Raw genomic sequence first — 26,063 nt, 5'->3', positions numbered from 1 at the left:
CGTCAGGACTCCTTGTCGGTCAGCAGCTTGACGAGGGACCCCAGATCGGCCCGCTTCATCAGGTCCTTCATGTTCACGGAGGGTGCGGAGGGCAGCGCCGTGTCGGGCAGGTAGGCCGCGGGCAGGTAGCGTCCCAGCCAGCCCAGCGCGTCGAGGTCGACGAGTCGCAGCTTGGCCAGGTCGAGCGCCTCACCGACGGTGGCGGCCAGGACGTCGGGCGTCCAGGCCGCCCCCACCTCGGGCGGCACGGCGAGCAGTACGGCCTGCGGGGCTCGCGCCCCCGGCGCGTCGTAGTGGAAGGTGGCGCCCGCCGTATGCCGCTGAGCGGGGAGCAGCTCCGACCACTCGTCGACCACGAGGACGGCCGCCCGGTGCGTCGCGAGCGGCTGGGCGGGCCCGTGCACCACCAGGCCCGTCGCCGGCTTCTTCTCGTCCTCGGGTGTCCTCCGCGCGCCGACCCAGCGGTCGCCCTGCGCGAACGGGACCTGTCCGATCCGCAGGGCCTGGCCGGCCCCGGTGCCGGCGGTCTGGGTGTGGAGCAGCAGGTCTGCCAGGGCACCGGTGCCGGGCCGGACCATGCCCATCTGCTCCACCCAGTCGCCAGGGACGAGCCGGGCGTCGCCGCCGCGGTCGAGGCCTGACCCGAACGAGGCGTCCAGCGTGTCGGCCTCCGGTGCCCGGGAGAGGCCCACGGCCCGGAAACCGGCGCCGAACACCGCCTCCAGGACCGCGTCCGCGCCTCCCGGGTCCTTCCGCTTCGCCGCCTCGTCCGCCTGGTCGAGCCGCTCCTGCCCCTTGCGCAGGGCGCCGACCAGCTGGTCCTCCAGCTCCGCGGCGGAGCCCAGGGGCGGGCCGGTCACCCCGTAGGCGGCGAGCGCCTCCAGGTCCTTGGCCACGAGCGCCGTCCGGAGGCCGCTGCGCGCGGTGTCCGCCCGGTCCTTCAGCTCCTGGTCGGCGGCCGGCTGCGGGGGGTTGTGGGCCGCGGTCAGATCGGCCTCCGTGCCCGCCCTGCCGGAGGCGAGCACCGCGGCGACCGCCGCGCCGAGCGCCTCGGCCTGGGCGATGCCCACGGTGGTACGGGCCCAGGCCGAGGCCCTGTCCGTGCGCAGGACCGGTACGGCGTCGTCGGGCACGTTCGGGGGCCGCTCGTCGGTCAGCGCGTGTTCCAGAACCGCCCGCAGCCGGCCCGCCGCGGCGAGCGCCACCACATCCAGGGCGCAGTACCGCGCGAGCGGCCAGGCGTGCTCGGTCACCGTGGCCGAACCGGCCCCGGCGTCCTGGCCCGGCCGCACCCAGGCGGCCCGCAGCCGGATCCGGCCCGTCGGGCCCAACTGGTGCCCGGCCCACGCGTCGAGCCGCGGTTCGGCCAGCGCGCGGGGCCGTGCGACCTGCTGCGCGGCGTCCCAGCCCGCCGCCCGGGCGGTCCCCTCCGGTACGACGACGAGGACCCGGTGGCCCACCGGGATGCCCCGCCGAGGGGTGTCGAGCACCTGCGGCCGGGGAGGCGGCTGCCCGCCCGCCGCGAGTGAATCCATGGTGGCGGCAGCCCGGTCGTGGTTGCCGTTGGCCAGCTGGTGGACGCTCTCGGCGAGCAGAAGGTCCGCCACCGCGTCGAGATCGTCCCGCAGGGCCGCGAGGTGCCGCCGTACGACGGTCTGCTCCGCGGGGGACATCGGCGTGGTCCCCGCCTGCGTCTTGAGATAGTCGACGACCTGCTGTTCCGGTACCTCGGCGAGCCGCGCGCCGTCCGTCACGTCGTGAGGGCCGATGAACTCCTGCGCCCCCGCGCCCGGGTGCTGCGGGCTCTGCACCGACCACTTGGCACGCAGCGGCGCGATGAACCGGTCCAGTTCCTGGGGCGCGTCGGCGTTCTCGCGCTCGTCGTGCAGGCGCCGTTCGAGACGGTAGCCGAGCAGTGCGCCCAGCGGCTGGCCCTGGGCCATCCCGTCGACGACGGTCATCGCCACGCGCATCCGGCGCGAGGACAGATCGACGGCGAAGGCCCCGGGGTCGGTCGGGTGCGACAGGGCGCCGCTGCGCAGGATGGCCGCGGTCGCCGCCTGCGGGATCGAGGGCGCGAGCACCCAACCCCGGCTGCGCCGGCCGGGGTGCCGCGACAGGTTCTCCACCCATCCGTACGCGCCCAGCTGCACACCGGCCGGACGCCGCTTCCGCAGGGCGTGGAGCCGGGCGGTGGCGAGGGAGGTGATCCACGCGTCGAGCCGGTGCGACACGAGGTCGAGGGACTCGCCGAGGAGCCGTTCGACCGGCCCGAAGGCGTCCCCGCGCCCGTCCCACGCCGTCACCCGCCCGGTGAGGTACTGGAGGGCGGCGTCCATCTCCGCGAGCCGCACGCTCCACGGGCGTTCGGTGCCCAGGAGGGCGAAGACGCCCCGGCGATTGACCGCCGCGTCCGAGATCTGCCCGGCCAGGGACAGGCGGGCGTCGAGGATGGCCTGGAACACCGTCGGACCTCGGTCGGTCGCGGACTCGCCGTCGGTCGCGGTGTCGGTCCCGGACGTGCCGGCGACTCCTCCGGCCGGCAACTGCATGATCTTGCCCAGGGTGAAGGGCTTCGCCTTCAGCCCGGCGGAGCTGATCGTCTGCAGGGCCGTGTCGGGGTTGAGCAGCACCTCGGCGAAGCGCAGCCGGGGCCGGAACACCGACGGGTCCTTCGCCCCGGTGGCGGCGCGCCCGTACTCCAGGTTGGCGCTGTGCCGCAGCAGCGCCTCCAGAAGGGTGCGGGCCTCCTCCTTGCCGACCATCAGCCTGCGCACCTCGAAGCGTTCGACGACGCCGTCGAGGAAGTCGGTGAGCGCGAGCACCGGATCCTGCCCCTCGGGCAGGTGCGGTCGCGCGTACGGCAGCCAGAGCCGGGTGGCCCGGCCGTTGATCTGATGGGTGATACGCGGCCGGTAGTGGATGCCCAGAGCCTCGTTGAGGGCCCGGGACTGCCGGTCCTCCGGCGTGCTCTCCATGCACTGCTCGCCGCTGCTGAAACCGGAGCCGAGGATGCCGAGGCTCAGGTCCCCGAAGCAGGCGAGCATTCCGCCCTGGACGGATCGCACCGACACCGTGCCGGACACCGGCGCCATACCGAGCGCCCGCAGAACGTCCCTCTCGGGCTTGGGCAGGGGGAGGGTCTCCCCGGGCTGGTCGGGTCCGCCGACACGGGGAAGCGTGTCTACGCCCACCTCCCAGAACGGGCGCAGGACACCCAGGACGCGGTGGAGCCCCGCCAGCCCGGACGGCTCGTGCTCCGTGGTGTCGGCCCGCCAGCGCGCGGTCGCGGTGACGGGCAGCAGCCCGTACGGCTGCCTGCCGACCCGCAGGACCGGCAGCGGGCCCCGGGCCCGTACGTTCTCGTAGTGGTGGCGGCGCAGCCACTCCCGGTCGACGTCGAGCTGTCCGCCGCCCTTGTCCTGATCCATCAGCTCGTCGAGGAAGAAGTCGCCGGTGGCGCTCCACAGGGCGAGTTGCAGGCTGCGCGCGTCGGCCTGTTCCGGATCGTCGGCGCCGGGGAGCGCGTCGAGGCCGCCGGACGGCAGGCCGAGGGCGGCGGCGGTGCGGGTGCCGTTGTCCCAGGTGTCGGCCGGGGTGGTCGGGACGGCGCCGAGCAGCCGGTCGACGTCCGGGGGCACGGGCGGTGGGACCCCGGCGTCCGGAAGGTTGTTCGTCGGCATGCCCTGCGGGACGAACGCCGCCTCGCCGTCCCCGTCCCGGCCGGACAGGAGGCCGGCGACGCGAGCCGCGGACGCCTCGGGGTCCAGCGAGGCCGACACGCCGAACACGACCACGCGGGTCAGCAGCGGCTCCCGTTCCGGCGCGTACCCGTTCTCGGGGAGCAGACGCAGGGTGACGGCGAGCCCGTTCTTCACCGCTGTGTCGTACTGCTTCAGCCAGAGCAGAGCCGGATCGAGGTGCGGTCCGCCCGGTGCGGGTTCGGCGTCCGGATCCGGACCCACGTGCACGACGTCGGGCACCGCCTCACCGGACTGCTCGGCGACCAGACGGTCACCCTGGTAGGCCCGTACGACGAACATGTCCGGCAGCGTCGAGGCCGTCGCCGCCCGGTTCCAGCCGCGGCCCCGGACCGGCACCTCGGGCCACTGCGGTTCCGGCACCGCCTCGGCGTCGGGAACGGGCATCGGCGGCCGGGTGTCCGACACCGGCTTCAGGAGCCGGACCAGCCACCGGGCCCGCTGCGCGCCGACCGCCCCCGTCAGCTGCCCCCAGGCGGCGAGCAGCAGCCGCTCGCGGTCCTGGTCCGCGTTGTCGGCACGGCCCGCCCGCCACACGGTCCGCCAGTACCGTCGGGCCTGCTGGACCTCACCGTCGGTGGGGTGCGGCTCGTGCGACTCGATGTGGATGTCGTCGGGGAAGACGCGTACGAGCAGTTCGTCGGGCCCCGGACCGTCCAGGCGCAGCCGTGTCTCGAGCCGTACCGGCAGGAGCATCAGCGGTACCTCGGGGTCCACTTGGCGCAGCAGCGGGGCGAAACCCTCGCCGGTAAGAGCGCGCAGCTCCTCGTCGACGGCGCGCCGCGCGGTGCCGAGGCGGGTGAAGGCGGTCCTGCGTTCGGCGGCGGTGGCCCCGGCGCCGAGCAGGGCACGGTGCTTCTCGGCCTCGGCCACGTCCTGGCGCAGTGCGCCGAGATCTCTCATCGGATGTTCTCTCCTCACGGGGCCAGGAGCCGTTTGGCGGGCAGGATGACCCTGACGGGCTGCTGGAAGCACTGGCGGGCTGTTCCGGCCGCGCTCCTTCCCCAGACCAGGCCGCCGTACGAGACGTTGGGCCGTAGGGTTCCCGGCGCGTGGGTCGCGGCCAGGAAGGCGTCCTTGGAGTCGAAGAGATGACTCCATTTCAGGTCGTTCCAGTCGTCCGCCTCGCCGGGGGTGTTCGGCGGGGTGTACGGGCCGCCCCAGGCGCCGGCGGGCGGCGGGGTGGTGAGCGCGTCGGGATCGGGATCGTCGAGCCCGAACCGGGGCTCGGTCGGCTGCTCCGCGATCACGAAGCACCAGGGCGAGGCTTTGAGTTCGGCTTCGGTGAGGTCGAAGCCCACCATGGCGGTGTCGGGGTCCAGACCGCCCCGGAAGACGGGGTGCCGGGCGTGTGCCTCGTCGGGTTCCGTGCCGAGCAGCGGAGCCGCGTAGATGATCGCGCCGGGGTATCGGCGCAGCAGGGCGCTGCGCAGCACCAGGACCACCCGGTCGGGCGGGGCGGTCAGATGCGCGCCCAGCGGGAGGTCTTGCTTCCACGTGTGCAGCTCCGGCAGGTCCTTCCCGTACCCCCAGAACGAGGCGAAGTACGTGCCGCGCTGGTCGGTGGGGTACCCGCGCCAGCGCAGCTCGCGGGCGAACTCGTGGTTGAGACCGACCATGTAGGAGGCCACGAAGGGCGCGTTGGTGAGCGCGAGGACCGCCGAGTCGGCGGGGACGTGGTCGAGGCCGCCGAAGAGCCACTCGTCGGACTGCCGTGACAGCGGCGGCCACATGGCGTCCTGGAAGACGGGCGCCCACTGCACCGGTGCCTCCGGGTCGGTGCCCTCGGGCCGCTCGATCCGGGAGGCCACCACCGTCGGCACCGTCACCGACGGGTCCGTCAGGGCCACGATGCCGTTCTGCGAGCTCTCGGCCGGGAAGGGGTCCCGGTGCGGGATCGGCGGGGCGTCCGACGGGCCGAGGACTCGGTCGTGCGCCGAGACGACCATGTCCTTGAGGTTCTCGGGACCGGCGTCGAGCACGGCGGGGGCGGGCAGCCGGTCCTGCTGCCCGCCGAGCAGACCGCCGCCGGTGAAGATGTCCAGGGGTAGAGTGCCGGTGGCCTGCCAGCGGTCGACGAGCCCCTGGAGGGCCCCCGGCTCCCAGGGATCCTGCTGCGTGCCGGGGCCCTCGCCCACGACACGGAGCTCGCCGTAGCAGTCCGCGCTCCACTCGCCGGTGAAGCCGTCGGCGGTGTCCCAGTCCCAGTCGCCCGGACAAGTGCCCCGGAACGTGCCGTGGTGGGTCTCGGAGCTCCAGGTTCCGGTGAAGACGCCGTCGGAGGAGGAGTTCCAGGGGTCCCAGGTGCCGGTGCACACCCCGCGCCACGCCCCGCTCTCCCCGCCTGACTCCCAGGTGCCGGTGTAGAGGGCGAGCCAGGTGGGGTCCGTACCGTCGGCTCCCGTGCTGTTGCTCCAGCTGCCGTGGAAGGCACCCTTCCACGTGCCCGACCGGTCGGGGCCCATCTGCAAGGTGCCCGAACAGGTGCCCCGCCAGCCACCGGCCGGCTCGCCCCTGCCGCCGCTCGCGGTGTCCCACGGCCCGGTCCAGGAGCCGGTGAACCCTCCCGGTGCCGTCCCGGTGCCCACCGCCCCGGTGAGCAGGTCGAGTCCGGCCGGGGCGGTCCGTTCGGTGGGGAAGACCAGATCGCCGTGCCGGTCGATCCTCGTCCTGGCCAGGAAGTCCTCGGGGGCCTCCACCTCGGGCAGTGCGCCGAGCCGGAAGGACCGGTTGAGTCCGGAGGCGGGGAGCGGGTTCGTGGCGGCCAGCTGCTCGGTGGTGACGGCGCGCTGCAGGGAGCGCGCGGTCGCGTCGGCCGCCACCTGCCGCCAGGCGTCCGCCGCCCCGTCCTCGGGCGCGAACACCTTCTGTACGGCGGCGAGCCGCTCCGCGCCGACGACCCGCTCGGGCGCGACGGAGAAGGCCACCGTGCCGTCCGGGTCGCGGCGGGGCACGGCGAGTCCGGTGGGGGAGGAGGCGACCGCGGTCAGCACCGTCGCGAACGGCGGCGGCTCCGGCGCGTCCGCCGCGCGCCCCGCGATCAGGCCCACGCGCCGGCTGAGGACGCCCATGGGGCGCACTGTGCGGTGGAACACCGTGGTGGCCATGGCGTTCGGCAGCAGGCTCGCCCGGACCGACGACCACAGGGTGGTGTCCGCCGTCAGGGCGATCCGGCTCTGGAGGGGGGTCGCGAGGCGCAGCACCTCGTCGGCGGAGAGCGGCTTCACGTGCCGCAGGTGCAGGCGGGTGGAGACCAGCCGGGCGAACCGGGCCAGGTCGAGGAACCGGTTGGCCGCCTGCACGTCCACGAGCTGGCGCCACGCGGAGGCCATGAGGGCCTCCTGGTCGGCCTGCACGGCCCGTGCGCCGAGGCCCGCCGCGACCCGCCACCGGGGGTCCAGGTTGAGGGTGTCGAGCCAGCCCGCCGAGGCAGGGTCGGCGCTCTTGCGCAGGGCGTGGAAGCCTCCGTACAGCGGAGGCAGGACGTCGGGGTCCTCGTCGCCGCTGCCGTCGGAGATCGGGGCCAGCGCCTTTGCGAGCCGCTGCTGCCACTGCGCGCTCTGCGGGCCGGTGGGCCACGGGTCCCGGGACACGTCGCCGGGGGCGCGCAGGGCGCTCTCCACCTCCTGGACGACCGGCCCGGGGCCGTTCGCGAAGAGGCCGGGGCGGCTGACGTCGAGCGGCCGGCGGCCGGCGTGCGGGGGGAGCGGGCGGGCCTGGAGACGCGCCGCGAGCGTCTCGAAGTCGCCGGCCTCGCCGGTCGAGAACACCCAGGAGAAGTAGACGGGCAGTTCGCACCGGACGGTCGTGCCGGGGTCCCACGCGGGGGCCAGGCTGCCGCCGTCGGTGGCCTTGCCGAGTCCGGCGAGCCTGCCGGCCAGGAAGGTGGGGACCAGGCAGGCGGTGTATGTGGTGTGCGGCTCCAGCCGGCGGGGTGCGAGGAGCCGGGAGACCGACCGCCGCGGGTCAGTCTCGTGGCCGGGGAGGGTCTGGGCGTGCGCCCACAGGTGCAGGGTGGCCGGATCGGGCAGCTCGCTGCCCTTGACCCGGAGCACCGGCAGCGGAACGCCGGGTTCGCGCTGCGGCCGGCCCTCCGAGAAGGGCACGCAGACGAGGGTCAGCCAGGGGCGCAGTTCGCCCGTCGCGCCGGCTCGCAGCGGGGTGAACAGCCAGGGCAGCTCGGTGCGTTCGAACTCCACGAGCGGGAACTTGGTCGGCTCCGCGTCCGGTGTGCCGGGCAGCGGGAAGACCCGCACGATCTCCTTGGGGTCGATCGCCCGGATGTCCCCGGGGCCGTACAGCTGGAGCGCGGGCACCGGGACCGGCCGGCCGGGACGGCCGTTCACGGACGCGGTGGCCGCGAGCGATCCCCGTACGGGGTTGGTACGGGACAGGTCGTCGTCGTCGGTGAGACAGGCGGCGGCGCCGGCCTGGTCCCAGGACGCGAAGGTGTACACGGTCATGGCCTCACCTCGTACGCGGGCACGACCTGGAGAAGCCCGGACCGGCCCGTGACGGTCCTCAGTTGGGCTGCGGCTTCGGTGAACGTGTTCCTGGACAAGGAGCCGGTGGGCGCCTTCAGGGTGTCGAGGCTCGCGATCGCGTACATGCGCTCCTTCAGTACCGGCTCGCGCGGAGGCGTGGCGTAACGGGCGCTCAGCTCGTGGACGAGGCTGCGGCCGACGGCACCGTGGGGGAGTGCGGCCTGGAGGGCCGCGTCGCTGATCAGCCAGGGAGAGGCGGGGGCAGTGCCGCCCAGCCACTTGGTCTCGTACTCGACCGGCACCGTCGTCCGGGGGGCGCTGCGCGCGGTGGGCGGCGGGGTCAGCTCGGCGCCGGAGCGGAACGGCTCGAACGCCGGCTGGGTCAGCTTCTGGTCGTCCGTGAGGTCGAAGAAGTCGGCCCGCGCGAAGTCCTCCGTGACCGGCTGCGCGGTCCCAGCCCCGGTGGGGAACGTGACGGCCACGTCGAACGCGGTCGGCTCGGGAAGCCGGCCGGGACCGAACCGGACCACCTCGATTCCCAGCGGTACCGTGCGCTGGCTGAACCGCACCCGCCCCAGCGGATGCAGGAGACGGCCGGTGGCCACGCCGTCGGCGCGCAGCGAGACCATCGTGCGCACGCCGTCCGGCAGCACCGGTTCCCAGCTGCGGGGATTGTCCAGGGCCTGTTCCAGCGCCCGGCAGACGTCCGGGGGCGGCGGGGCTGCCGCCTGGCCGATGCAGTTCCAGTGCTCGTCGAAGGGGAAGCTCACGTCGAAGAAGAGGAAGGACACGCTGGCGCGTCCGGCGATGTGCCAGCACGGCGTCGGACCGTCCACGTGGACGCGCAGCCCGACGGAGCACAGGGTCTCCCCGGCGAAGCGCAGCGCGAACGAGCCGCTGAGGTCGAGCATCACGCCGAAGCTCGGCTCCCAGCGCACCAGCGCGTCGAAGGAGAGCCGCCCGGACACGCCGGTGCTGCTCGTCCCGATGACAGCGGACAGCTCCGCGCCCGCCTGGACGGTGCCGGGGGTGAGGGCGAAGTAGCCGGAGAAGACGACCTTCAGGAACGGGCTGTCCGCGATCGCGATCGTCAGGCGCTTCGGTGTCGGGAAGCCCGCGGGAGGGGTGTAGCGGGGGTGGAATCCACCGGCGCTGAGGATGAACGTCGCGTCCTGCCCCGACTTGGCCCGCAGGGCGAGACCGCCCTCCACCGAGGAGGTGAGCAGCCGGGATCCGGCGAGGTTCGCGTTGATCTCGACCAGGCCGTCGGCGGCGTCGACGACGCCCGCGACCGAGGCCCGCAGGTCGATCACCGGCGCCTGCGGGGCGGGCAGCGCGATCCGTAGCCGGCCGAGGATGCCCACCACCCCGCTGGGGAGTTCGAGCACCACGCCGACATCGGCCGTGACGAACGAGACGGGACGGCCCCAGCCGACCCGGAACATCGGCCCGACGACCGTGCTCCCGGCCCGTGCGGGAAAGACCGTCCCCATCGCGGTCAGGATGCGTGGTGCCGCCGCGGCGGCGTCCGCGGGGAAGAGCAGGTCGTCCAGGTGACCGGACTGCACGACCGCGGCCAGGCCCGCCCGGTCGAGCGCGCGGCCGACGCCGATCAGACCGCCGACGGCGTTGAGCGTGAAGGCGAGACCCAGTTCGATGGCCGGGGTGAACTCGGCGCTCAGCGCCACCAGCACCGACGGCGGGCGGGGCTGCAGGATCCCGAACGCCTTGACCTCGACGAGGCCCAGGCTCAGCGAGAGCGCGCCGCGGTACTGCCCGTCCTGCTCGCCGAGGAACCCGCCGCCCTTCGCCGGGCCGAGGGCCAGGGTGAGTCCGAGACCCGTCGGCGGCACCACGGTCGGCGTGTACCCGCCGGCCGTCGGACGGATTTCGAGCCCAGCCCCGTCGACCGTCGCGTCCGCGACGCCGAGCAGCGAGGCGCGGAAGGAGGCGGTGAGCTGGAGCCCACCGTCGCGCGAGGCCACGTACAACGAGGGCGCGCGCAGCCCGGCGGGGGCCCGGTCCAGGGGCAGGGCGATGCCCTTGCCGTTGCTGCCGCCCTCGAGCCGCAGCCCCTTCTTGTCGAGGAGGACGCCCAGACTCCCCTTGAGGGAGAGGCCGCCGGGGGCGAGGAGCTTCAGCAGCTCGTGGTCCTCGAGCGCGAGCTCCATGCCGTCGGCCCGGAACGCGAGGGTGGAGTCGTCGGGTACGGCGGTGGGCAGGGAGAGCACGAGACTGATCCCGTCCCGTACGGCGAACCCTGGCACCAGGCTGAGTGCGTCGCTCAGCTTGAAAGTGAGGCTCAGCACCGGGGGAAGGGTGGTGCCGAGCGCCTCCACCTCGGTGGGGCCGGCGCGGAGGACGTTGTCGATCGCGAGCGACCAGTTCGGCGCCGCCCCCGTCGCGCCTCGCACCGAGGTCCGCAGCAGGTCGACGAGGACCGGCCACACGTCCCCCGGCGCCGCCGCGCTCGGCACCGCGAGCCGCGCGAGAAGAGCTTCCGGAGCGAGCGCGTCGGAGGGCAGTCCGAGTGCCTGAGCCAGGCGTTTCGGACGCTCGGTGTCGGGAAGCCCCGAGAGGTCGGGGAGCAGGAGGACGAGCCCGTCGCGGATGTCGGTCGCCAGCTGCGGCAGGGGGGCAGCGGCCATCAGCGGGTCCGGGAAGGGTGGGGGACGTTCATCGGATCGTCGCCGTTCTCCGCCCGCGGACGCACAAGGGGCCCTGCCGGACGGATGGGGGATCGGAACGCGACCGACGCTAACCCCGGACACGGCGCGGGGCGCGGCCGCGAACCACCCGGGGCGCCGAACCGGTGCCCTTTTCACTCGCGCGGCCGGGGCGCGTACGGGAGGCGCGAACCCGTCGGGGAGTCACGTGGAGGAACTCCGGCCCGTAATTCCCGCCGCCGCCGGGGAGCGGGCGCGCCATCAGCTGTTGAGCGGGGTCCTGCAGGGCGGACATCGGCGGGATCGCCTCGAACAGCGGCCCCTCCACCTCGCCCGCGTCGTCCCGCCCCCAGGCATCCCGCAGCAGGCGCAGCAGCTTGCTGTACGCCTGGTTGAACTCGTCGAGGAGCTGTGTCGTCCCGGCGTCCGGTGCGCAAGGTCCCCTCCGGGGCCGGCCCCCAGCGGGAACGATCCCGATCGGCAGGGTGCCCGGCATCGGATCTCCGCTCCCGTGAACTCGGACTTCCCGGTGTCGGGGTTCTTCCTGAGCCTGCGCTTGTGGAAGATCTCCTCTCCCGGAAGGTGGAGCAGCGGGCCGGCTCTCCCGCCGCCCCAGGGTGTGGGTTCCCGGGCGAAGCGGACGTGCCCTCGCCCTGTTCCTCGATCACGCCGATGGCCTTCTCCACGGCGTCGAGCGTGGCGAGGGGCACGACGGGGTTCCCCGCGCCGTGACCGAAGTCCAGGGTCGGCTGCCGGGCGCCGGTGATCCGCTCCGGGTGCGCGCGGAACGCCTCCAGGGCGTGTCCAGGGCGTGCGGGCGCAGTTGGCGCAGCCATTCCCGTCCGAGGACGACCCGGTGGTTCGTCCCGGTCGGGAACGAGATCCCCGCGGAGTCCGAGAGCGCGTGTGCGTCCACGCTCACCTCGTCGGCGACGGCGATCGTCCCAGGGATGCACTGGATCGGCACCGTGTGGGCAGATCTCGCCCGTACCCTCGGCGCCGCCTGGGCGCGGCGACGGCCGGCGGCCGGTGGACAGCGGCCGGCGGGTCGAGCGACCTCTGTGGGCCACGGACGTGACCGGTCCGTTCTCCCGTACATCTCACTGGCCGCCGTGCGGACGCTGCTGGACCTCCGTATCCGGTGCTTGGGGGTTCGGGCCCCGGAAGCGGGCGAGTGTCTTCGCGAGGGTCTTCCACGGTGAGGGGTCGTCCTTGGCCGTCGCCGGAGATGCCGTTCGGGGGGCGCCGGCGCCGCTGGTCGCCTCGGCGAGGGCGTCGAGCGCCGACTCGGCGGCATCCCGGTACAGGTCGCAGGATGCCGTCATGGCTTCGAGTGCCCTGGCGTATCTGGTGACCATGGCCTGTGCGTGGACCAGTTCCTCGGCGGGGGTGAGCAGGTGCCAGCCTTGACGCAGCCGAGTCAGGGCCTGTTCGGCGTCGGCCGGCAGTGGCTGGGGAAGTGAGGCGAACTCCTTGATCCTGTCCAGGAGTTTGGTGGGTTCCGTGCCGTCCAGGAAGACATTGCGCAGCGTGAAGCGCTCCGCGTCGTAATCGAGGGTCTGCGGTGTCGGGGGCAGGATGACGGCGCCGCCACGCGGTATCCCCACGCCCAGCTCGCGCTTCATCACGAAGTCGGCGATCAGCGCCTGCTCCGGCGTGGCCCGGTGTTCGACCACCCGGTCCCGCAGGCTCGGTGGCAGGAACGCCGTGATCGGCCGGCGTCCCAGGGCGTCCGGTGTCATCGCCTCGTGCACCACGACATGGATGAACCAGCTCTGCCGGGAGCAGGCCCGCAGCAGGCGGCGCAACTCGTCGTCGTCCTTCGGCAGGTGGTTCGTCGTCCGCAGGCGCACGCCCGGCACCATCTCGTGGTCCCATGCGACCTGGTCGCTGTCGGGCCAGAACACGGTGGCTGGTGAGGGCCAGCTCGCTTCCCACGCCCGCTCGGCCTCGGAGGCGAGGACCCAGGTGACACCCTCGGCCTTCATGCGGCGGGACCCGGGCTCGAACGTGGTCAGCTGCGCGCGCACCGTGACGTCGTCGGCCACGCGCCAGCGGGCCTCGAAGAGGCGGCGTGCGGACGGGCCGGGGTCGGCGGACTCGTCCCGGGGGTACAGGTCGGTGGAACTCGCCGCCTCGACGGGGTCGAGGTCCAGGAAGTCGTCGATCACCCGGGCCGCCTTGAGGGCGAGCAGGTTGCGCCGGACGTCCCGCTCGGGCTCGGGCCCGAGGTGACGTCCACGCCCGAGCCAGGCGGTGTCGGGGACGGTGGTCGATGAAGTGCTGTTCTTGGTCATGGAACCGTTCAGTGGGCGATGAGGGCCCGACCAGTATGGTCCGCGGCCCGCGCGAGGGAAGAGGTACCCCGTCCGCCCCGCCATGGTTCGAATGTCTGGGCGACGGACGGACCGATCGACCCACAGGCAGCCCGGGACGCGGTCGTGTCGACGGTGACGCTCCGGCGCTTCTCCACTCCTGGAACGGCGACATCGTTGTGCCCTGTTTGTGACCGGCTGCCGTGTCCTCGCTGTCAATGGACCTCTGCCTCCCCGGCCGCACGATGCAAGACGGGGAGGTGGAGTGAGGGGCCTGATCGCCGCATCGCGCCCGTGGCGGACAGGCGTCTGATGCCACCTGCCGTACTGTGATGTCGTGTCAAGTTCGTTACGCCTGGCCGTTGTTCATGGCGGGCACGCGGTGAATCGCGGATTCCCGTCAGCCACGGAAGTGTACGAGGGACTGATGGGGGAGGAGGGTCATGGCAACCGACGCGGATCAGCCAGGGGCGGGCGACGAGCCGGCGAGGGGCACGGAAGCCGGACCCCCGGAAAGCCCTTCGGCCGGGAGGCGCGCCGCCATCGGGACCGAGCACCCGCTTCCTTCATCCCTCGCACCGGTGGTCGGTGCCGCCCGCCCCCGAACCGGTCGCCCGGCGTGGCGGCCGAGCCGACGAACCCTCCTCCTGGGCGCGCTCGGGACCGGGGCCGCGGCCATCGCTGTACCCACCGCGCTGAACTTGTCCTCCGGACCGTCGGAATCAGCGGGTCCCCGGTCCGCCCCTACGCGGGATTCGGCCTTGCCCTCACGGCCGGCGACACCGCGCAGCCAACGCCGGCTGCCTCGCCCCTTGATCGCAGCCGCGACCGGCACAGTCCCGTACGCGCTCGCATTCAGCCCGGACAGCAAGATCCTCGCTGTCGGAATGCTCAATGGCGCGGTCCAACTCTGGAACACGGCCACCCTGACACCCGCCGTCAAACTCCGAGAGCCCGGCGAGCATTTCGAGGGCGTCCTCGACGTGGCCTTCAGCAGGGACGGGACGTTGCTTGCCAGCTGCGACGGCAAGAGCACAACTCTGTGGAACGTCGCTGCGCGCAAGGAGATCGCGACACTCACGGACACCGAAATCGATCCTGTCGTGGTGCAGTCGCTTGCATTTCATCCGCACGGCAACATCCTGGCCTGCGCCAATATGCATGCGACAGTCAACCTGTGGGACACCGGCACCCATGAGAAAGTCGCGACGCTGATCGACCCGATCGGTTATACGAGGAGTCCGAACAAGTCGGTTGAGTCGGTTGCCTTCAGTCCGGACGGGAAAACGATTGCGACCAGCCATGAGGCGCGCAACGTGCGTTTCTGGAACGTCTTCACTCACGAAATCATCAGCACCATCGAGGGTCTCGAACTTTCGGTCCTAGAACTCGCGTACAGTCCCGACGGCACCTTGCTGGCCGGGGGTACTGCGAGCTTGAGTACCAGAGACGGGCAGATCAAGCTGTGGTCGGCAGCCAGCCGAAAGGAGGTCGCGACCCTGACGGTGCCCCCACTCGTCACATCCGGAGATTCGACCCCGACCAAGGACCGAATTGCCAGATACGTCAACTCTGTGCAATTCAGCCCCGACGGCGAGACGCTGGTGGGGTCGGTCAACGGCGATGCTCTGATTGTGCGGTGGGACGTTTCTACCCGAAAGATTGTCGACGTCGTGGACACTCGCATCTACAGGGAAGACCCGGATTACGACACCGCGCATCCGGTACGGCTCAGCCCGGACGGAAAAATGGTGACCGCCGGACTTCTCGGTGAGGTTGCTCTGTGGAGACTGCCGTGACAGGAGAGCCATTCCAGTCCGGCGATCGAATTCATCACGACCCCGCTGAAGGTGTCACCTCGGGAAGGAATCCGGTGGCCGGACATCCCTTCTGGTTCACCTTGCCGACGCACCCCCACCCTGAGCCCGGGACGTGAATGAAACGCTGAACGGGATTTCGAGGTACGGCCTCAGTGGTGATGGTGTCGAGACCGCTCGGGATGCGTTGCGTGTGGGCGCCGGAAGTGTCCGTATAGGTGGCATCGATGTGCCATGTGCACGTTTGATCGGACACCACCGGCTGGATCCGCAGAGCCATGTTCGACTGACCGTTGCCCAGGTCAATGGCGTTGTACCGGAAGAACAGCGTGCCCTGGGCGTCGCCCTCGTCGAGGACGTACGGCCCGTGCGGCTTGGCGGCCTTTCCGCCGGTCAGGTCCCACAACAGACCCAGCCTGGACTCTGAGCCGGCCGGAGGAAGGTCCACCACCGTCTGCGCCGTAGGAACACTGCACGAGTCCTTCGCAGCGGACATGCCGTTGATCGTGAGACCGGCGCCGCGGTCGCTGTTCAAGTTGAGATTGAACGACTGGGCCTTGCCGCGCGGTTCCGCACGGCCGCCCTCCAGCAGCGGCTTCGCAAGAGGCGGCGTGTACTCCACGATCCGGCCACCGAGAGGCTTCATGAACGCCCAGACCACGGCGTTGTCTCCCCGCAGCGATGTAAGAGTCGCCTGCTCGGTCGTGGTCAGTGGGCGGTCGAGCAGCACGATGATGTTCTCGGGCATGTCCTGCTCGTAGTCGTGAGGCGTGATGGTGGAAACGAAAGGCGGCTGCTCGCGGTCGACGGCCTTCTCCGCGACCTTGTCGGACCGGAGCCGGTCGGTCGACGTGGTCCGGTCCAGAACGTAGTTCGCGTAGTAGGCGAAAAGGAGCCCGCCCACGACCACCATGCCGGCGACCACCAAGTACAGAACCCGCTGTTTTGCCGGGAGCCTTCGCAACCCGGGCATTCGTTCGTCGGCCAGTAGGTTCCAAACCGACGGTCCAGGCGTCGGCGCGGCCACCGGCGCTGCGGCTTCTCCTCCGGGATCCGGCGTGGCCGATGCGGAGGACGGAGAGGGCGACGCCGCGCTCGACGGGCTGGGCAGGGGTGCCGTGCCGGATCCTCTATGAGCCTGTGGGCCAGGCACCGGGGCCGGGTTCTCTCCCTCGGGGTCCGATGCACCCGATCCGGAGGACGGTGACGGTGGAGGAGGTGGTGTCGTGGCCATGGCGTCTCCTGAGTCGTCGGCGTGATCACGCTGAGCTGCCCGCGGCAATCGCTTCCAGAGAAGTGGTGTCTGCACCTTACGGCGCAGAGCTCAACGTGTTGTCGAGGACGTGTTGTTGACGCTGACAAAGGTGACCCGGGGCCCGGCCGTCGCGGTGGGTGGCTGAAGACCTTGAACGGGGCCGCGGGCGGCGCGGACCTCCCGTCCTGCACGAGGGGCGCCCGTCGGCCTGCCCGCGGTCAGTGTGGCTCCCTGGTGCGGGCTGGTCCGGATCCTGGTCCGGGCAGTGCCGGGGCGGAGGGGATGGGGGTGGACCGGGAAGTGCGGGGAATCATCGGGAGCGGGCTGGGCATCGGGGCCCTTGAGGGCGGCGAACACGAGGTGTACGCGGTCCGCGTCGAGCGTCTCGTCGCGCTCTTCGAGGACGTCGGCCGGGGGTGCGACGTCTCACGCCATGGGCGCCCGACGCTACAGCGCGGCGTCCGCTCGCGTCTCCTGTCCGCCCGGGATCGCGCCCGCCTCCGGCTGCTGCCCGGCGTCGGCCGTGGGGACCCGTACCGTCGCGACGATGATCAGTGAGGCCGCCGCCCCCAGCGCCGCCGCCACGACCAGCACCGCGTTCAGGCCGGACGTGAACGCCTCGCGCACCAGGCGCGTCATCTCGGCGCGTTCGTACTCCGGCCGGCCGGCAATGAACGACCGGGCGTGTCCGCCGCTCAGAACGACGGCCGCCCCGTGCGGGTCGGGGATGCGCCCGTCGGCCTTCAGCACACCCTCGATCCGCGACTGGAAGATCACGCCGAACACGGCGATCCCCAAGGCGAAGCCCAACTGGCGGAAGGTGTTGACCGCACCGCCCACCATGCCTCCGCGCTCAGGCGGCACCGTGGCCAGGGCAGCCGCCGACAGACTGGGTGTCACGAGCCCGACGCCCAGACCGGCGACGACGAGCCCCGCCACGAGGCTGCTGCCCGAGGATCCCGCGTCGAGGGTGGCCTGCATCCCGGAGCCCATGGCGACGAGTGCCAGCCCTCCTCCGATGGTCGCCCGTGGCGGCCAGGGGCCGAAGCGGCCCGCGAGCACGGACGCGAGGAACGCGGAGGCGCACATGGGCAGGATGTACAGACCTGCTTCGACGGGCTCGTACCCCAGGACGGACTGCATCCACAGGGACTCGTACAACAGGTAGGCGAACGCGGCGCCTTGCAGGAACAGGGCGCCGGTCATGATGCCGGTGAACGATGGTCTGCGGAACAGCGACAGGTCGAGGACCGGGTGCTCGACCCTCGTCTCGACCATGACGAACAGGGCGAGGGCGACAGCCGCCGTGCCGAACAGACCGAGGGTGATTGGAGTCGTCCAGCCGTCGGAGTGGGCGCGGACCAGCCCGAAGGTGAGAGCCCCGCTCGCCACCGTGAAGGAGACGGCGCCGAGGACGTCCGCTTGCTGCCGACCCTGCCCCTTGGCCTCCCGGACGGACAGGAGCGTCATCGCGACGGCGGCCAGACAGACCGGCAGGTTGACGAAGAAGATCCACCGCCAGTCCAGGTACTGGGTGAGGAGTCCGCCGACGACGGGCCCGGCCGCGGCGGCGACCGAGTTGGTGGCGCCCCACAGGGCGAAGGCCACCCCCCGGTCCCGGCCGCCGTAGTGCATGCCGAGCAGGGCGATCGTCGTACCGAACATCCCGGCGGCGCCGATCCCCTGCACCACGCGGGCGCCGATCAGCACACCCGCGTTCGGGGCGACCGCGCACGCCACCGACGCCGCGGTGAAGACGATCAGCCCGACCAGGTACACCCTCCTGCGGCCGATCCGGTCGGCGCGGGAACCGACGCCGAGCAGCAGCGTCGCCAGCGCCAGCGCGTACGCGTCGACCACCCACTCCAGCTCGGAGAGCGTGGTGCCGAGGTCGGTCGCCATGGCGGGCAGCGCCACCGTCACGATCGTGACGTCCAGCAGGAGCATGAACGTGCCCAGACAGATCGCGGCCAAGGGCCACCACTTGCGCATCCGAACCCCTTTGCCGCCCGCCGCACCGAAGACGTGCCCCCGGCGGCCCCCATGATCCAGGGAGGAGCGGAGATCGCCGTGAGGACCCGCGCGCCACGCCCGAGCGTGGACCGCAGGGAGGTACGCCTAGGTCCGCCTGGGGGATCACCGGTGGCAGGCCGGAATACGCGCTCTTAACTTCGGCACATGACCAAACGACAGATCACCCTGCTGGCCTGCACCGTGGCCCTCACGGCCTCCGGGCTGGGTGCGGCCGCGCCCGGTGCCGGGAGCCGTACGGCGCACCTGGTCGAGCCCGGCGAATCGATCCAGAAGGCCGTGGACGCCGCGAAACCGGGGGACACCATCGTCCTGTCACCCGGCACCTACCGCGAGAGCGTCCGCATCACCACTCCGCGCCTGACGCTGCGCGGCTCGGGCCCGGCCTCCACGGTCCTCGTGCCCGGCGGCGCCGCAGCCGACGACACATGCGCCAAGGCCGGTCACGGCATCTGCGTGACCGGGACGGACAGCCGCCCCGTCGAGGGCGTCACCGTGCGCTCCCTCGCCCTCAGGGGCTACACCGCCAACGGCCTGTGGGCCTCCCGCACCGACCGGCTGACGGTCCGCAAGGTGCTTGCCGAGAAGAACGGGAAGTGGGGCATCGCCCAGGAGAGATCCACACGGGGTGTCTTCAGCCACAACACCGCCCGGAACAACGCCGACGCCGGACTGTTCCTGGCCAACACCACCGACACGGAGGCCGGCGCCACGGACGCCGAGGGCACGCTGGTCACCCACAACAGCCTGTCCGGCAACCGGATCGGCCTCACGGTGCGGCGCCTGCGGAACGTGACGGTCGACCACAACGAGGCGACCGCGAACTGCGCCGCCGTCTTCGTGGTGGGCGACGAGTCCACCCCGCGCGCGGGGGCGATGACCCTGCGCCGCAACGACATCCACGCCAACAACAAGTACTGCCCGAAGACCCCCCGTCTGCCCTTCCTGCAAGGCTCGGGCATCGTCCTCACCGGCGCCGAGGAGACGGTGGTGGAGAAGAACAGGGTCGTCGGCAACGTGGGCGCCTCGCCGCTCTCGGGCGGCATCGTGCTGTTCAAGAGCTTCGTGGGCGTTCCGAACGAGCAGAACGCGATCCGCGACAACGTGGTGATGCGCAACAGCCCCGCCGATCTGGCCGACCGGGACACCGGCAAGGGCAACACCTTCACCCGTAACACCTGCACGCTCTCGGAACCCGCCGGAATGTGCTGACCCACCGGGATCCCCGACACCACCCACGGCACGACAGCAAGGACAAGGCGAACAGATGACAACGGTTGACCCGGCTCCCGCCCCGCCGATGCGGCTGAGGGAACTCGTCTTCGGGGCGGCGTGCGCCGCCGCCGTACGCGCGGCCGCCCGTCTGGGCGTGGCCGACGCCCTGGGCGACACGTCCATGACCGCGGAGGACCTCGCGGCCGCCGTGAAGACCCAGCCGCAGACACTGCGCAGGCTGCTGCGCGCACTGTCCTGCCAAGGGGTCTTCACCGAGCAGCCCGACGGCACCTTCGCCCACACGGAGATGTCCCGGCTGCTGCGCGAGGACGATCCGCACAGCCTGCGGTACATCGCACTGTGGTGCACCGAACCGTGGACGTGGGACGTCTGGCCGAAGCTCGACGAGGCCGTGCGCTCCGGACGGAACGTCTTCGAGGACGTGTACGGGCGGGAGTTCTTCGCGTACCTCAACGAGGACGCGCCCGAGTCCGCCCACGTCTTCAACCGGGCCATGACCACGTCGAGCAGGCAGTCGGCACAGGACGTCGCGGACCTCCTCGACCTCGGGGACGTGTCCTGCGTCGCGGACATCGGCGGCGGACAGGGACACGTCCTGGCGAGTCTGCTGGAGAAGCACCCCTCCCTGAACGGCGCGCTGCTCGACCTGCCGGGAGTGGTGGAGAACGCCGACCCGCGCCTGCGGGACGGCGGCGCGCTCAGTCCCCGGGTCCGTGTGGTGGCCGGCGACTGCCGCGAGGACATCCCGATCCGGGCGGATGTGTACATCATCAAGAACATCCTGGAGTGGGACGACGAGAGCACCCGTAGGGCGCTCGCCAACGTCCGCAGGGCGGCGCGCCCCGGCGCCCGGGTCGTCGTGATCGAGAACCTCGTCGACGACACGCCCTCGATGAGGTTCACGACCGCCATGGACCTGCTGCTGCTCCTCAACGTCGGCGGTGCGAAGCACACCCGGCAGAGCATGGTCGACCGGCTGACGGAGGCGGGGCTCGTCATCGGCGAGATCCGCCCGGTCAACGCGTACCTCCACGCGTTCGAGTGCACCGTGCCCGCCTGACGGGGACGGGGGAGAGGAAACCCGAGGCCGCCCGCTCCGCGTCGTTCGCGGGGCGGGCGGCCTCGGGTTTCCCTGCCGGTAAGGATCAGGAACCGGCGTCGCGCTCCCACTGGTAGAAGCACTGTGCCATGGCGTCCTTGGGGCTCCGCCACGTCTGCGGGTCGTACGCGCTGACGTACGCCGACAGCTTCTCGCTGGCGTCGCGGAACTCAGGGTGTCCGGTCAGCTTCGCGATGGCCGGCCCCGGGTCCTGGTCCGACTCGATGAGGTGCAGGTACACGTCGCCGAACTGGAACAGGCGACGCCGCGTGACGCCGACCAGGTGGGGGAGTTCTCCACGGTCGGAGGCGGCGAACACGTCGGCGATCGCCGGGCCCGAGCCGGGCGCCATCCGGGCGACGATCAGGGAGTGGTGCATCGAGCGTCCTTCCAGGGTGCGGGTATGCGGGTGTGGGTGCGGGTGTGGGTGCGACGGGCCGCGGTCAGCCGGGCAGGACCGGGGCGCTCCGGCGGTCGCGGGCGACCTGCTCGATGCGGTCCCGGATGAGGGCCATCTGCGTGCGGGAGTTGCGGTTGATGTTGTCGGTCATCCAGGCGTCGTCGACCGGGGCGTCGGGCTTCATCGCGAAGTCCTGCACCCAGCGCATGTGGACGCCGGCCGGGGTCTCCTCGTACTCCCACCGGATGTCCATGTGGTCGAACGGGCCGGTCTCGACGCGGCGGGCGCGGACGGTCCGCCCGGGACGGTCGACCGTGCGCTCCGACACCCAGCTCCAGACCTTCCCGGACTCGTCCGGATGCATGGTCAGGCGGAAGGTCGTGGAGTCGCCCTCGCGGGAGAGCACTTCCAGGGAGGCGTACTCGCTGAAGAGGCCGGGCCAGTTCTCGATGTCGTTGGTGATGTCCCAGACGAGGTCGAGCGGGGCGTCGATGGTGATGCTGTTGTCGGTGTGGCCGGCCACGTCAGACTCCCGTCTTGAGGGCGTTGTTGACCAGGTCGAGGAACTCGGAGGGCGTCTTGCAGCGCTCGGCGTCCGTCGGCAGTGCCACGCTGTACCGGTTCTCCAGCTCGCCGACGATCCCGAGCAGGCCCAGCGAGTCGACGCCGAGGGTGGCGAACGGCACGTCCGGCTCCTTCTCCAGCTCCCGGACGTCCACGGTGACACCGGCCGACTGCTTCATCAGCGCGGCGAGCTCGTCGAAGGTCAGTGTGGTGGTGATCATCTGTACTCTCCTTACCGCCCGGTCCTACCGGGCGGTGTCGTCGCCGCGGCGCACGACCAGCGCCGCGTTGGATCCCATGAGTCCCCTGCTGAGGACGAGGGCCGTGCGCAGCTCGGCGGGGCGAGCGCGGGACATCACCAGATCGAGGTCGTGGCAGATGTCGAACACGTTGGGGGTGGGGGGGACCACGCCGTGCTCCATCGCGAAGACCGCGGCGGCGGTGTCCAGGACGGGCGCCCCGCAGTAGGCACGCCCGATGCCCGTCTTGGGCGCCGTGACGGGGACGCGGCCGGCGTGTGCCCCGAGGACGTCGGCGATCGCCAGCGCCTCGGCGCGGTCCGCCTCCGGTACGCCCAAGGCGTCGGCGAAGACGACGTCGATCTCCTCGGGGGCGCACCCGGCCTCGTCGAGGGCGACACGGATGGCACGGGCGAGCCCCTCCCGGGACTCCTCCCACCGGGAGGCGCCGGTGAACGTGGCCCCGTGGCCGGCGACGACGGCCCGGACGGCCGCTCCCCGGTCGCGGGCGCGGGACTCGTCCTCCACGACGAGCATCGCGCCGCCCTCCGCCGGGACGAAGCCGCAGGCTCCCGAGGTGAAGGGCCGGTAGGCGCGGTCCGGGTCCTCGACGCTGCTGAGCTCCGGGTATCCGAGCTGGCACACCATCGAGTACGGGGCGAGGGGGGCCTCCGCCGCTCCGACGACCACCGCACCGGTGCCACGCCGTACGGCACGGGCCGCATGGGCGATGCCGTCCAGGCCTCCCGCCTCGTCGCTCGCGACCACACCGCACGGCCCCTTGAAGCCGCTCCGGATGGAGATCTGGCCGGTGCTCGCGGCGTAGAACCAGGCGATGGACTGGTACGGGCCGACGAACTTGGACCCCTGGCCCCAGAGCTTCTGGAGCTCGCGCTGGCCGAACTCGCCGCCGCCGGAGCCGGCCGCGGTGACCACACCGATCTCGAACGGCTCCTCGGGGCCCTCCCGGGCGAGGCCGGCGTCGTCGAGGGCGAGCTGGGCCGCGGCCATCGCGTAGTGGCTGAAGCGGTCGGTCTGGACGAGGAACCGCTCCTCGATCAGGTCGCCGACGTCGAAGCCCCGGACCTCGCCCGCGACCTTGAGGGGCAGGTCCTGGCACCCCTCGCGGGTGATCCGGTCCAGTACGCCGAGCCCTTCCCGGACGGACTTCCAGTACGCGTCGGCACGCAGTCCGTTGGGGGCGATCACGCCGATCCCGGTGACGACCGCGCGCCGTGGGCGCTCAGTGCTCATCGTGTCCTCCCACCCGGTCGCGTCAGGAGGACCGCGGACTGGAAGCCGCCGAATCCGCTGCCCACGGAAAGCACGTTCCTGAGTTTCCGGGGGCGGGCGGTGCGCGGCACGTAGTCCAGGTCGCACTCGGGGTCGGGTGTCTCGTAGTTCGCCGTCGGGGGCACCACCTGGTGCTTCAGTGCGAGCACGCAGGCGGCCACCTCGATCGCGCCGATTGCGCCCAGCGAGTGCCCCACCATGGATTTGATGGAGCTCATGGGCGTGTCGTAGGCGTGCGCACCCAGTGACCGCTTCACGGCGGCGGTCTCGTGCCGGTCGTTCTGCCGGGTGCCCGAGCCGTGCGCGTTGACGTAGTCGATCAGCGTGGGGTCGAGCCGGGCCCGGTCGAGCGTGGAGTCGATCGCCCGGGACATCTCCAGCCCCTCGCCTGTCAGACCGGTCATGTGGTACGCGTTGCCGAAGGTGGCGTAGCCGCCGATCTCGCAGTAGATGTGCGCCCCCCGTGCCCTGGCGTGCTCGTACTCCTCCAGGACGAGGACGGCCGCGCCTTCTCCCATGACGAAACCGTTGCGGTTGTTGTCGAAGGGCCGGGAGGCGTGCTCCGGGTCGTCGTTGTCGGGCGACGTGGCCTTGATGGCGTCGAAGCAGGCCATGGTGATGGGGGAGATCGGGGAGTCCGACGCACCTGCGATGCAGACGTCCGCCCGGCCCTCCTCGATGGTGTGGAAGGCGTAGCCCACGGCGTCGAGGCCGGAGGTGCAGCCGGTGGAGACTGTCTGCACCGGGCCGCGGGCGCCGAACTGCTCGGCCACGACGGAGGCGAGCGTGCTTGGCGAGAACGCCATGTGCAGCTTGGGGCCGGCCGCGCGGTGGTCCACGTCCCACCGCCGCCCGCCCTCGCTGACCAGGACGTAGTCGTGTTCGAGTCGGGTGGTGCCGCCGACGGCGCTGCCCAGGGAGACGGCGACGCGCCAGGGGTCTTCGGCGTCGGTGTCGAGTCCGGAGTCGCGGACGGCTTCCCCGGCGGCGACGACGGCGAACTGGATGTACCGGTCGGCGTGGCGGCTCACGTCCGGATCCAGTCCGTGGTCCGCCGGGTCGAAGTCGCACTCGGCGGCGATGCGGGAGCGCAGCCCGACCGGGTCGAACAGGGTGATGCCGCGGGTCGCGGTACGGCCGGCGGCGAGCAGGTCCCAGAACGCCTTCGCCCCGGTGCCGCCTGGAGCGACCACACCGATGCCGGTGACGGCCACTCGCCGGGTCACTCGATGGCCCCGCTTCGCTCGGACGCCCGTCCCGGGTCGTGCACGGTCAGGTGCGGGCCCGCCGCGGCGAGCTCGGCCTCGTCGGTGATCTCCGTGTCGACGTGGCCGAGGCTCGGCCGGGGGGCGAGTGGGCCCAGGTGGAAGACCATGCGGGCCTCCACATCGCCCACGTTGCGGAAGCGGTGCCGTACGTCGATCGGGATCAGGAGGCCCTGATCGGGCTGGAGCGCGTACGTGTCGCCATCCAGGTCCACCTCCAGCGCGCCCGAGACCACGTACACGAACTCCTCCGAGTACGGGTGGTAGTGCTCTCCGATGCGCTCGCCGGGCTGGACGATGGCCAGGCCCATGAAGCCGCTGGTGGAACCCACGGTGGCCGGGGTGAGCATGGCCCGCAGGTCACCTCCCCGCCTGCGGTTGGGTTCCGTATCGCTCAGGTTCACGATCCGTGGACGCTGCTTGAGCATGGTTGCTACCTCCAGATGTGACAGTGACGTGCTGGGGAGCGACCGCGGTGCGAGCCGCGGCCGGCCGTCAGGAGTGCGCCGAACGGTCCGTGACGGGCAGCATGTCCGCGTGCGACAGAAGCCGGTTGATGTTGCGCTCCGTCTTCAGGGAGCCCTCGACGCCGATCGCGCCGCCGTCGAGGAGGCGTTCCAACTCCGCCGCATTCCGCGGGCCCTTGAGCCCGAGGGAGGCGACGGGGTCGAGGTCGAGGTCGCCCGTGACGTCGACGAGGCGCACCACGATGTCGTCGCGCTGGAACACGGTGCTGCTGTACACCGGGCTGTCCGGATCGTCCGCGGCGGCCCGGTCCTGACGGGAGAGCAGCCGGGCGAGTGCCATCCCCTGGCCTTCCTTGGCCGGGTAGTACAGCGCGTGCCGTCGCAGGTCGGCCGGCGCGGGCCGGTCGGACACCACATGGTGGACGGCCGGCAGCGCGGCCCGGGTGAAGAACACCCGTGCCGACTCGGGGTCGGTCAGGTCCCGGTCCTGCTCGAGGTACGGGTTGATGGCCTCCTCGACCGCTCGCACCTGGGGCTGACGGGCGACGTGCCGCAGCGCCACGAGCAGGTCGCCCTCCACCTCCACGGCACGCACGACGCGGTTGCCGTGCATGAAGAGGGAGGTGCGGCGCAGCCGTGTGGTCTCGTCGACCTGGGCCTGGGGCGACTCGTACCCGGCCAGGAGCTCCGCCACCTTCGACTCGGAACCCGGCTTGACGGTGAAGGTGAGGGCATGGCGTGCCACACCTTCGCCCACGCGGGGCTCCACCTGCACGTCGGCCGATGCCGTGGTGCGCGAGGCCGGCTGACCGGCGTTGGTCTCCCGGAGGATGCTGTATCGCATCGACCGGGTGTCCCGGACGCAGCTGTGCATCGGCTTGACGGTTTCGACGTGCTCCTCGCTGTTCACCCACGCGAGGAACGGCGGGGCGCTCTCCCACTCGCTGGTGATGAGCCACTGCGAGGGGTTCTCGATGGACTGGCAGAGCTGGTCACTGATGTGTCCGGGAACGGAGGCGACCTGCTGGCACATGAGTTCGTACGCGTCCAGGAACTGCTGCTGCGCTCCTTCGTACAGGTCGAGCAGGAGGATCACCCGCAGCCTGGAGCCGTCGAACACGGACTGCGAGATGCGTCCCGAGGGGGCCATCCGGCACACCTCTTTCTCTTC

At 71.8% G+C, this 26,063-nt stretch carries 17 protein-coding genes; 3 read left to right on the top strand and 14 right to left on the bottom strand.

From position 1 onward, the window contains the following. Positions 1 to 2: 2 nt before the first annotated feature. The 5 genes from V4Y03_RS01035 to V4Y03_RS01015 all read right to left on the bottom strand — a co-directional run bounded on the left by V4Y03_RS01035 (position 3) and on the right by V4Y03_RS01015 (position 13,208). The gene (locus V4Y03_RS01035; protein WP_332433569.1) at positions 3 to 4,664 is read right to left on the bottom strand and encodes a hypothetical protein; all 4,662 of its coding nucleotides are present in this window, start codon (positions 4,662 to 4,664) and stop codon (positions 3 to 5) included. 14 nt (positions 4,665 to 4,678) lie between these two features. Next, positions 4,679 to 8,224, bottom strand: a complete 3,546-nt coding sequence (locus V4Y03_RS01030) for a hypothetical protein (protein ID WP_332433568.1) — start codon at positions 8,222 to 8,224, stop codon at positions 4,679 to 4,681. After that, positions 8,221 to 10,893 (bottom strand): DUF6603 domain-containing protein, encoded by a 2,673-nt coding sequence (locus V4Y03_RS01025; protein WP_332433567.1) that lies wholly within the window; start codon positions 10,891 to 10,893, stop codon positions 8,221 to 8,223. The genes V4Y03_RS01030 and V4Y03_RS01025 overlap by 4 nt, the downstream gene beginning before the upstream one ends. Positions 10,894 to 11,002: 109 nt before the next feature. Next, positions 11,003 to 11,407 carry a hypothetical protein gene (locus tag V4Y03_RS01020; RefSeq protein WP_332433566.1) on the bottom strand — a complete coding sequence of 135 codons (405 nt, stop codon included), beginning with the start codon at positions 11,405 to 11,407 and terminating at the stop codon, positions 11,003 to 11,005. 604 nt (positions 11,408 to 12,011) lie between these two features. Beyond that, on the bottom strand, positions 12,012 to 13,208 hold the full coding sequence (locus V4Y03_RS01015) for a hypothetical protein (protein WP_332433564.1): 1,197 nt from the start codon (positions 13,206 to 13,208) through the stop codon (positions 12,012 to 12,014). A gap of 830 nt (positions 13,209 to 14,038) precedes the next feature. On the opposite strand from V4Y03_RS01015, the gene V4Y03_RS01010 reads away from it, so the two are divergent. Beyond that, complete coding sequence (locus tag V4Y03_RS01010; RefSeq protein WP_332433562.1) at positions 14,039 to 15,025, top strand: WD40 repeat domain-containing protein; 987 nt, start codon at positions 14,039 to 14,041, stop codon at positions 15,023 to 15,025. Positions 15,026 to 15,059: 34 nt separating this feature from the next. On the opposite strand, the gene V4Y03_RS01005 is transcribed toward V4Y03_RS01010, so the two are convergent. Together V4Y03_RS01005 and V4Y03_RS01000 are read right to left on the bottom strand one after the other, a co-directional pair. Then, a complete protein-coding gene (locus V4Y03_RS01005; RefSeq protein ID WP_332433561.1) occupies positions 15,060 to 16,070 on the bottom strand; it encodes a hypothetical protein in 1,011 nt (336 codons plus the stop codon). Positions 16,071 to 16,745: 675 nt separating this feature from the next. After that, positions 16,746 to 18,290 carry an MFS transporter gene (locus V4Y03_RS01000; protein ID WP_332433560.1) on the bottom strand — a complete coding sequence of 515 codons (1,545 nt, stop codon included), beginning with the start codon at positions 18,288 to 18,290 and terminating at the stop codon, positions 16,746 to 16,748. Between the two features lie 186 nt (positions 18,291 to 18,476). Here V4Y03_RS01000 and V4Y03_RS00995 point away from each other — a divergent pair, with 186 nt between their 5' ends. Beyond that, complete coding sequence (locus V4Y03_RS00995) at positions 18,477 to 19,541, top strand: right-handed parallel beta-helix repeat-containing protein (RefSeq protein ID WP_332433558.1); 1,065 nt, start codon at positions 18,477 to 18,479, stop codon at positions 19,539 to 19,541. Positions 19,542 to 19,596: 55 nt separating this feature from the next. Next, entirely contained in the window at positions 19,597 to 20,625 is a 1,029-nt protein-coding gene (locus tag V4Y03_RS00990; RefSeq protein WP_332433557.1) for a methyltransferase, read from the top strand. An 85-nt stretch (positions 20,626 to 20,710) separates the two neighbouring features. On the opposite strand, the gene V4Y03_RS00985 is transcribed toward V4Y03_RS00990, so the two are convergent. The 7 genes from V4Y03_RS00985 to V4Y03_RS00955 form a co-directional block, all read right to left on the bottom strand. Then, entirely contained in the window at positions 20,711 to 21,043 is a 333-nt protein-coding gene (locus tag V4Y03_RS00985) for a TcmI family type II polyketide cyclase (RefSeq protein ID WP_317872991.1), read from the bottom strand. Between the two features lie 64 nt (positions 21,044 to 21,107). Further along, positions 21,108 to 21,587, bottom strand: coding sequence for an SRPBCC family protein (locus V4Y03_RS00980; RefSeq protein WP_317872990.1), 480 nt, complete (start codon positions 21,585 to 21,587; stop codon positions 21,108 to 21,110). Between the two features lies 1 nt (position 21,588). Further along, the gene (locus V4Y03_RS00975) at positions 21,589 to 21,849 is read right to left on the bottom strand and encodes an acyl carrier protein (RefSeq protein WP_332433556.1); all 261 of its coding nucleotides are present in this window, start codon (positions 21,847 to 21,849) and stop codon (positions 21,589 to 21,591) included. Between the two features lie 24 nt (positions 21,850 to 21,873). Next, a complete protein-coding gene (locus V4Y03_RS00970) occupies positions 21,874 to 23,121 on the bottom strand; it encodes a ketosynthase chain-length factor (RefSeq protein ID WP_332433554.1) in 1,248 nt (415 codons plus the stop codon). After that, a complete protein-coding gene (locus tag V4Y03_RS00965; protein ID WP_332433553.1) occupies positions 23,118 to 24,386 on the bottom strand; it encodes a beta-ketoacyl-[acyl-carrier-protein] synthase family protein in 1,269 nt (422 codons plus the stop codon). The genes V4Y03_RS00970 and V4Y03_RS00965 overlap by 4 nt, the downstream gene beginning before the upstream one ends. Beyond that, positions 24,383 to 24,853: a cupin domain-containing protein gene (locus tag V4Y03_RS00960; RefSeq protein ID WP_317872986.1), complete on the bottom strand. Its 471-nt coding sequence runs from the start codon at positions 24,851 to 24,853 to the stop codon at positions 24,383 to 24,385. Before V4Y03_RS00960 ends, V4Y03_RS00965 begins: the two co-directional genes overlap by 4 nt. Positions 24,854 to 24,920: 67 nt before the next feature. Beyond that, the gene (locus V4Y03_RS00955; RefSeq protein WP_332433551.1) at positions 24,921 to 26,042 is read right to left on the bottom strand and encodes a SchA/CurD-like domain-containing protein; all 1,122 of its coding nucleotides are present in this window, start codon (positions 26,040 to 26,042) and stop codon (positions 24,921 to 24,923) included. Between the last annotated feature and the right edge of the window lie 21 nt (positions 26,043 to 26,063).

Origin of the sequence: Streptomyces sp. P9-A4 (genome assembly GCF_036634195.1) — a bacterium.
In the GTDB taxonomy this organism is placed as follows: domain Bacteria; phylum Actinomycetota; class Actinomycetes; order Streptomycetales; family Streptomycetaceae; genus Streptomyces.
Note: the sequence above shows the minus strand (reverse complement) of the source record. Positions and strands in the feature narration are given on the sequence as shown.

Excerpts from the sequence above, each read along its gene's own strand:
- V4Y03_RS01035 (WP_332433569.1), bottom strand. The coding sequence starts at position 4,664 with ATGAGAGATCTCGGCGCACTGCGCCAGGACGTGGCCGAGGCCGAGAAG.
- V4Y03_RS00970 (WP_332433554.1), bottom strand. The coding sequence starts at position 23,121 with ATGAGCACTGAGCGCCCACGGCGCGCGGTCGTCACCGGGATCGGCGTG.
- V4Y03_RS00975 (WP_332433556.1), bottom strand. The coding sequence starts at position 21,849 with ATGATCACCACCACACTGACCTTCGACGAGCTCGCCGCGCTGATGAAG.
- V4Y03_RS01020 (WP_332433566.1), bottom strand. The coding sequence starts at position 11,407 with ATGCCGGGCACCCTGCCGATCGGGATCGTTCCCGCTGGGGGCCGGCCC.
- V4Y03_RS01000 (WP_332433560.1), bottom strand. The coding sequence starts at position 18,290 with ATGCGCAAGTGGTGGCCCTTGGCCGCGATCTGTCTGGGCACGTTCATG.
- V4Y03_RS00990 (WP_332433557.1), top strand. The coding sequence starts at position 19,597 with ATGACAACGGTTGACCCGGCTCCCGCCCCGCCGATGCGGCTGAGGGAA.
- V4Y03_RS00995 (WP_332433558.1), top strand. The coding sequence starts at position 18,477 with ATGACCAAACGACAGATCACCCTGCTGGCCTGCACCGTGGCCCTCACG.
- V4Y03_RS01025 (WP_332433567.1), bottom strand. The coding sequence starts at position 10,893 with ATGGCCGCTGCCCCCCTGCCGCAGCTGGCGACCGACATCCGCGACGGG.
- V4Y03_RS00960 (WP_317872986.1), bottom strand. The coding sequence starts at position 24,853 with ATGCTCAAGCAGCGTCCACGGATCGTGAACCTGAGCGATACGGAACCC.
- V4Y03_RS00955 (WP_332433551.1), bottom strand. The coding sequence starts at position 26,042 with ATGGCCCCCTCGGGACGCATCTCGCAGTCCGTGTTCGACGGCTCCAGG.
- V4Y03_RS01015 (WP_332433564.1), bottom strand. The coding sequence starts at position 13,208 with ATGACCAAGAACAGCACTTCATCGACCACCGTCCCCGACACCGCCTGG.
- V4Y03_RS01030 (WP_332433568.1), bottom strand. The coding sequence starts at position 8,224 with ATGACCGTGTACACCTTCGCGTCCTGGGACCAGGCCGGCGCCGCCGCC.
- V4Y03_RS00985 (WP_317872991.1), bottom strand. The coding sequence starts at position 21,043 with ATGCACCACTCCCTGATCGTCGCCCGGATGGCGCCCGGCTCGGGCCCG.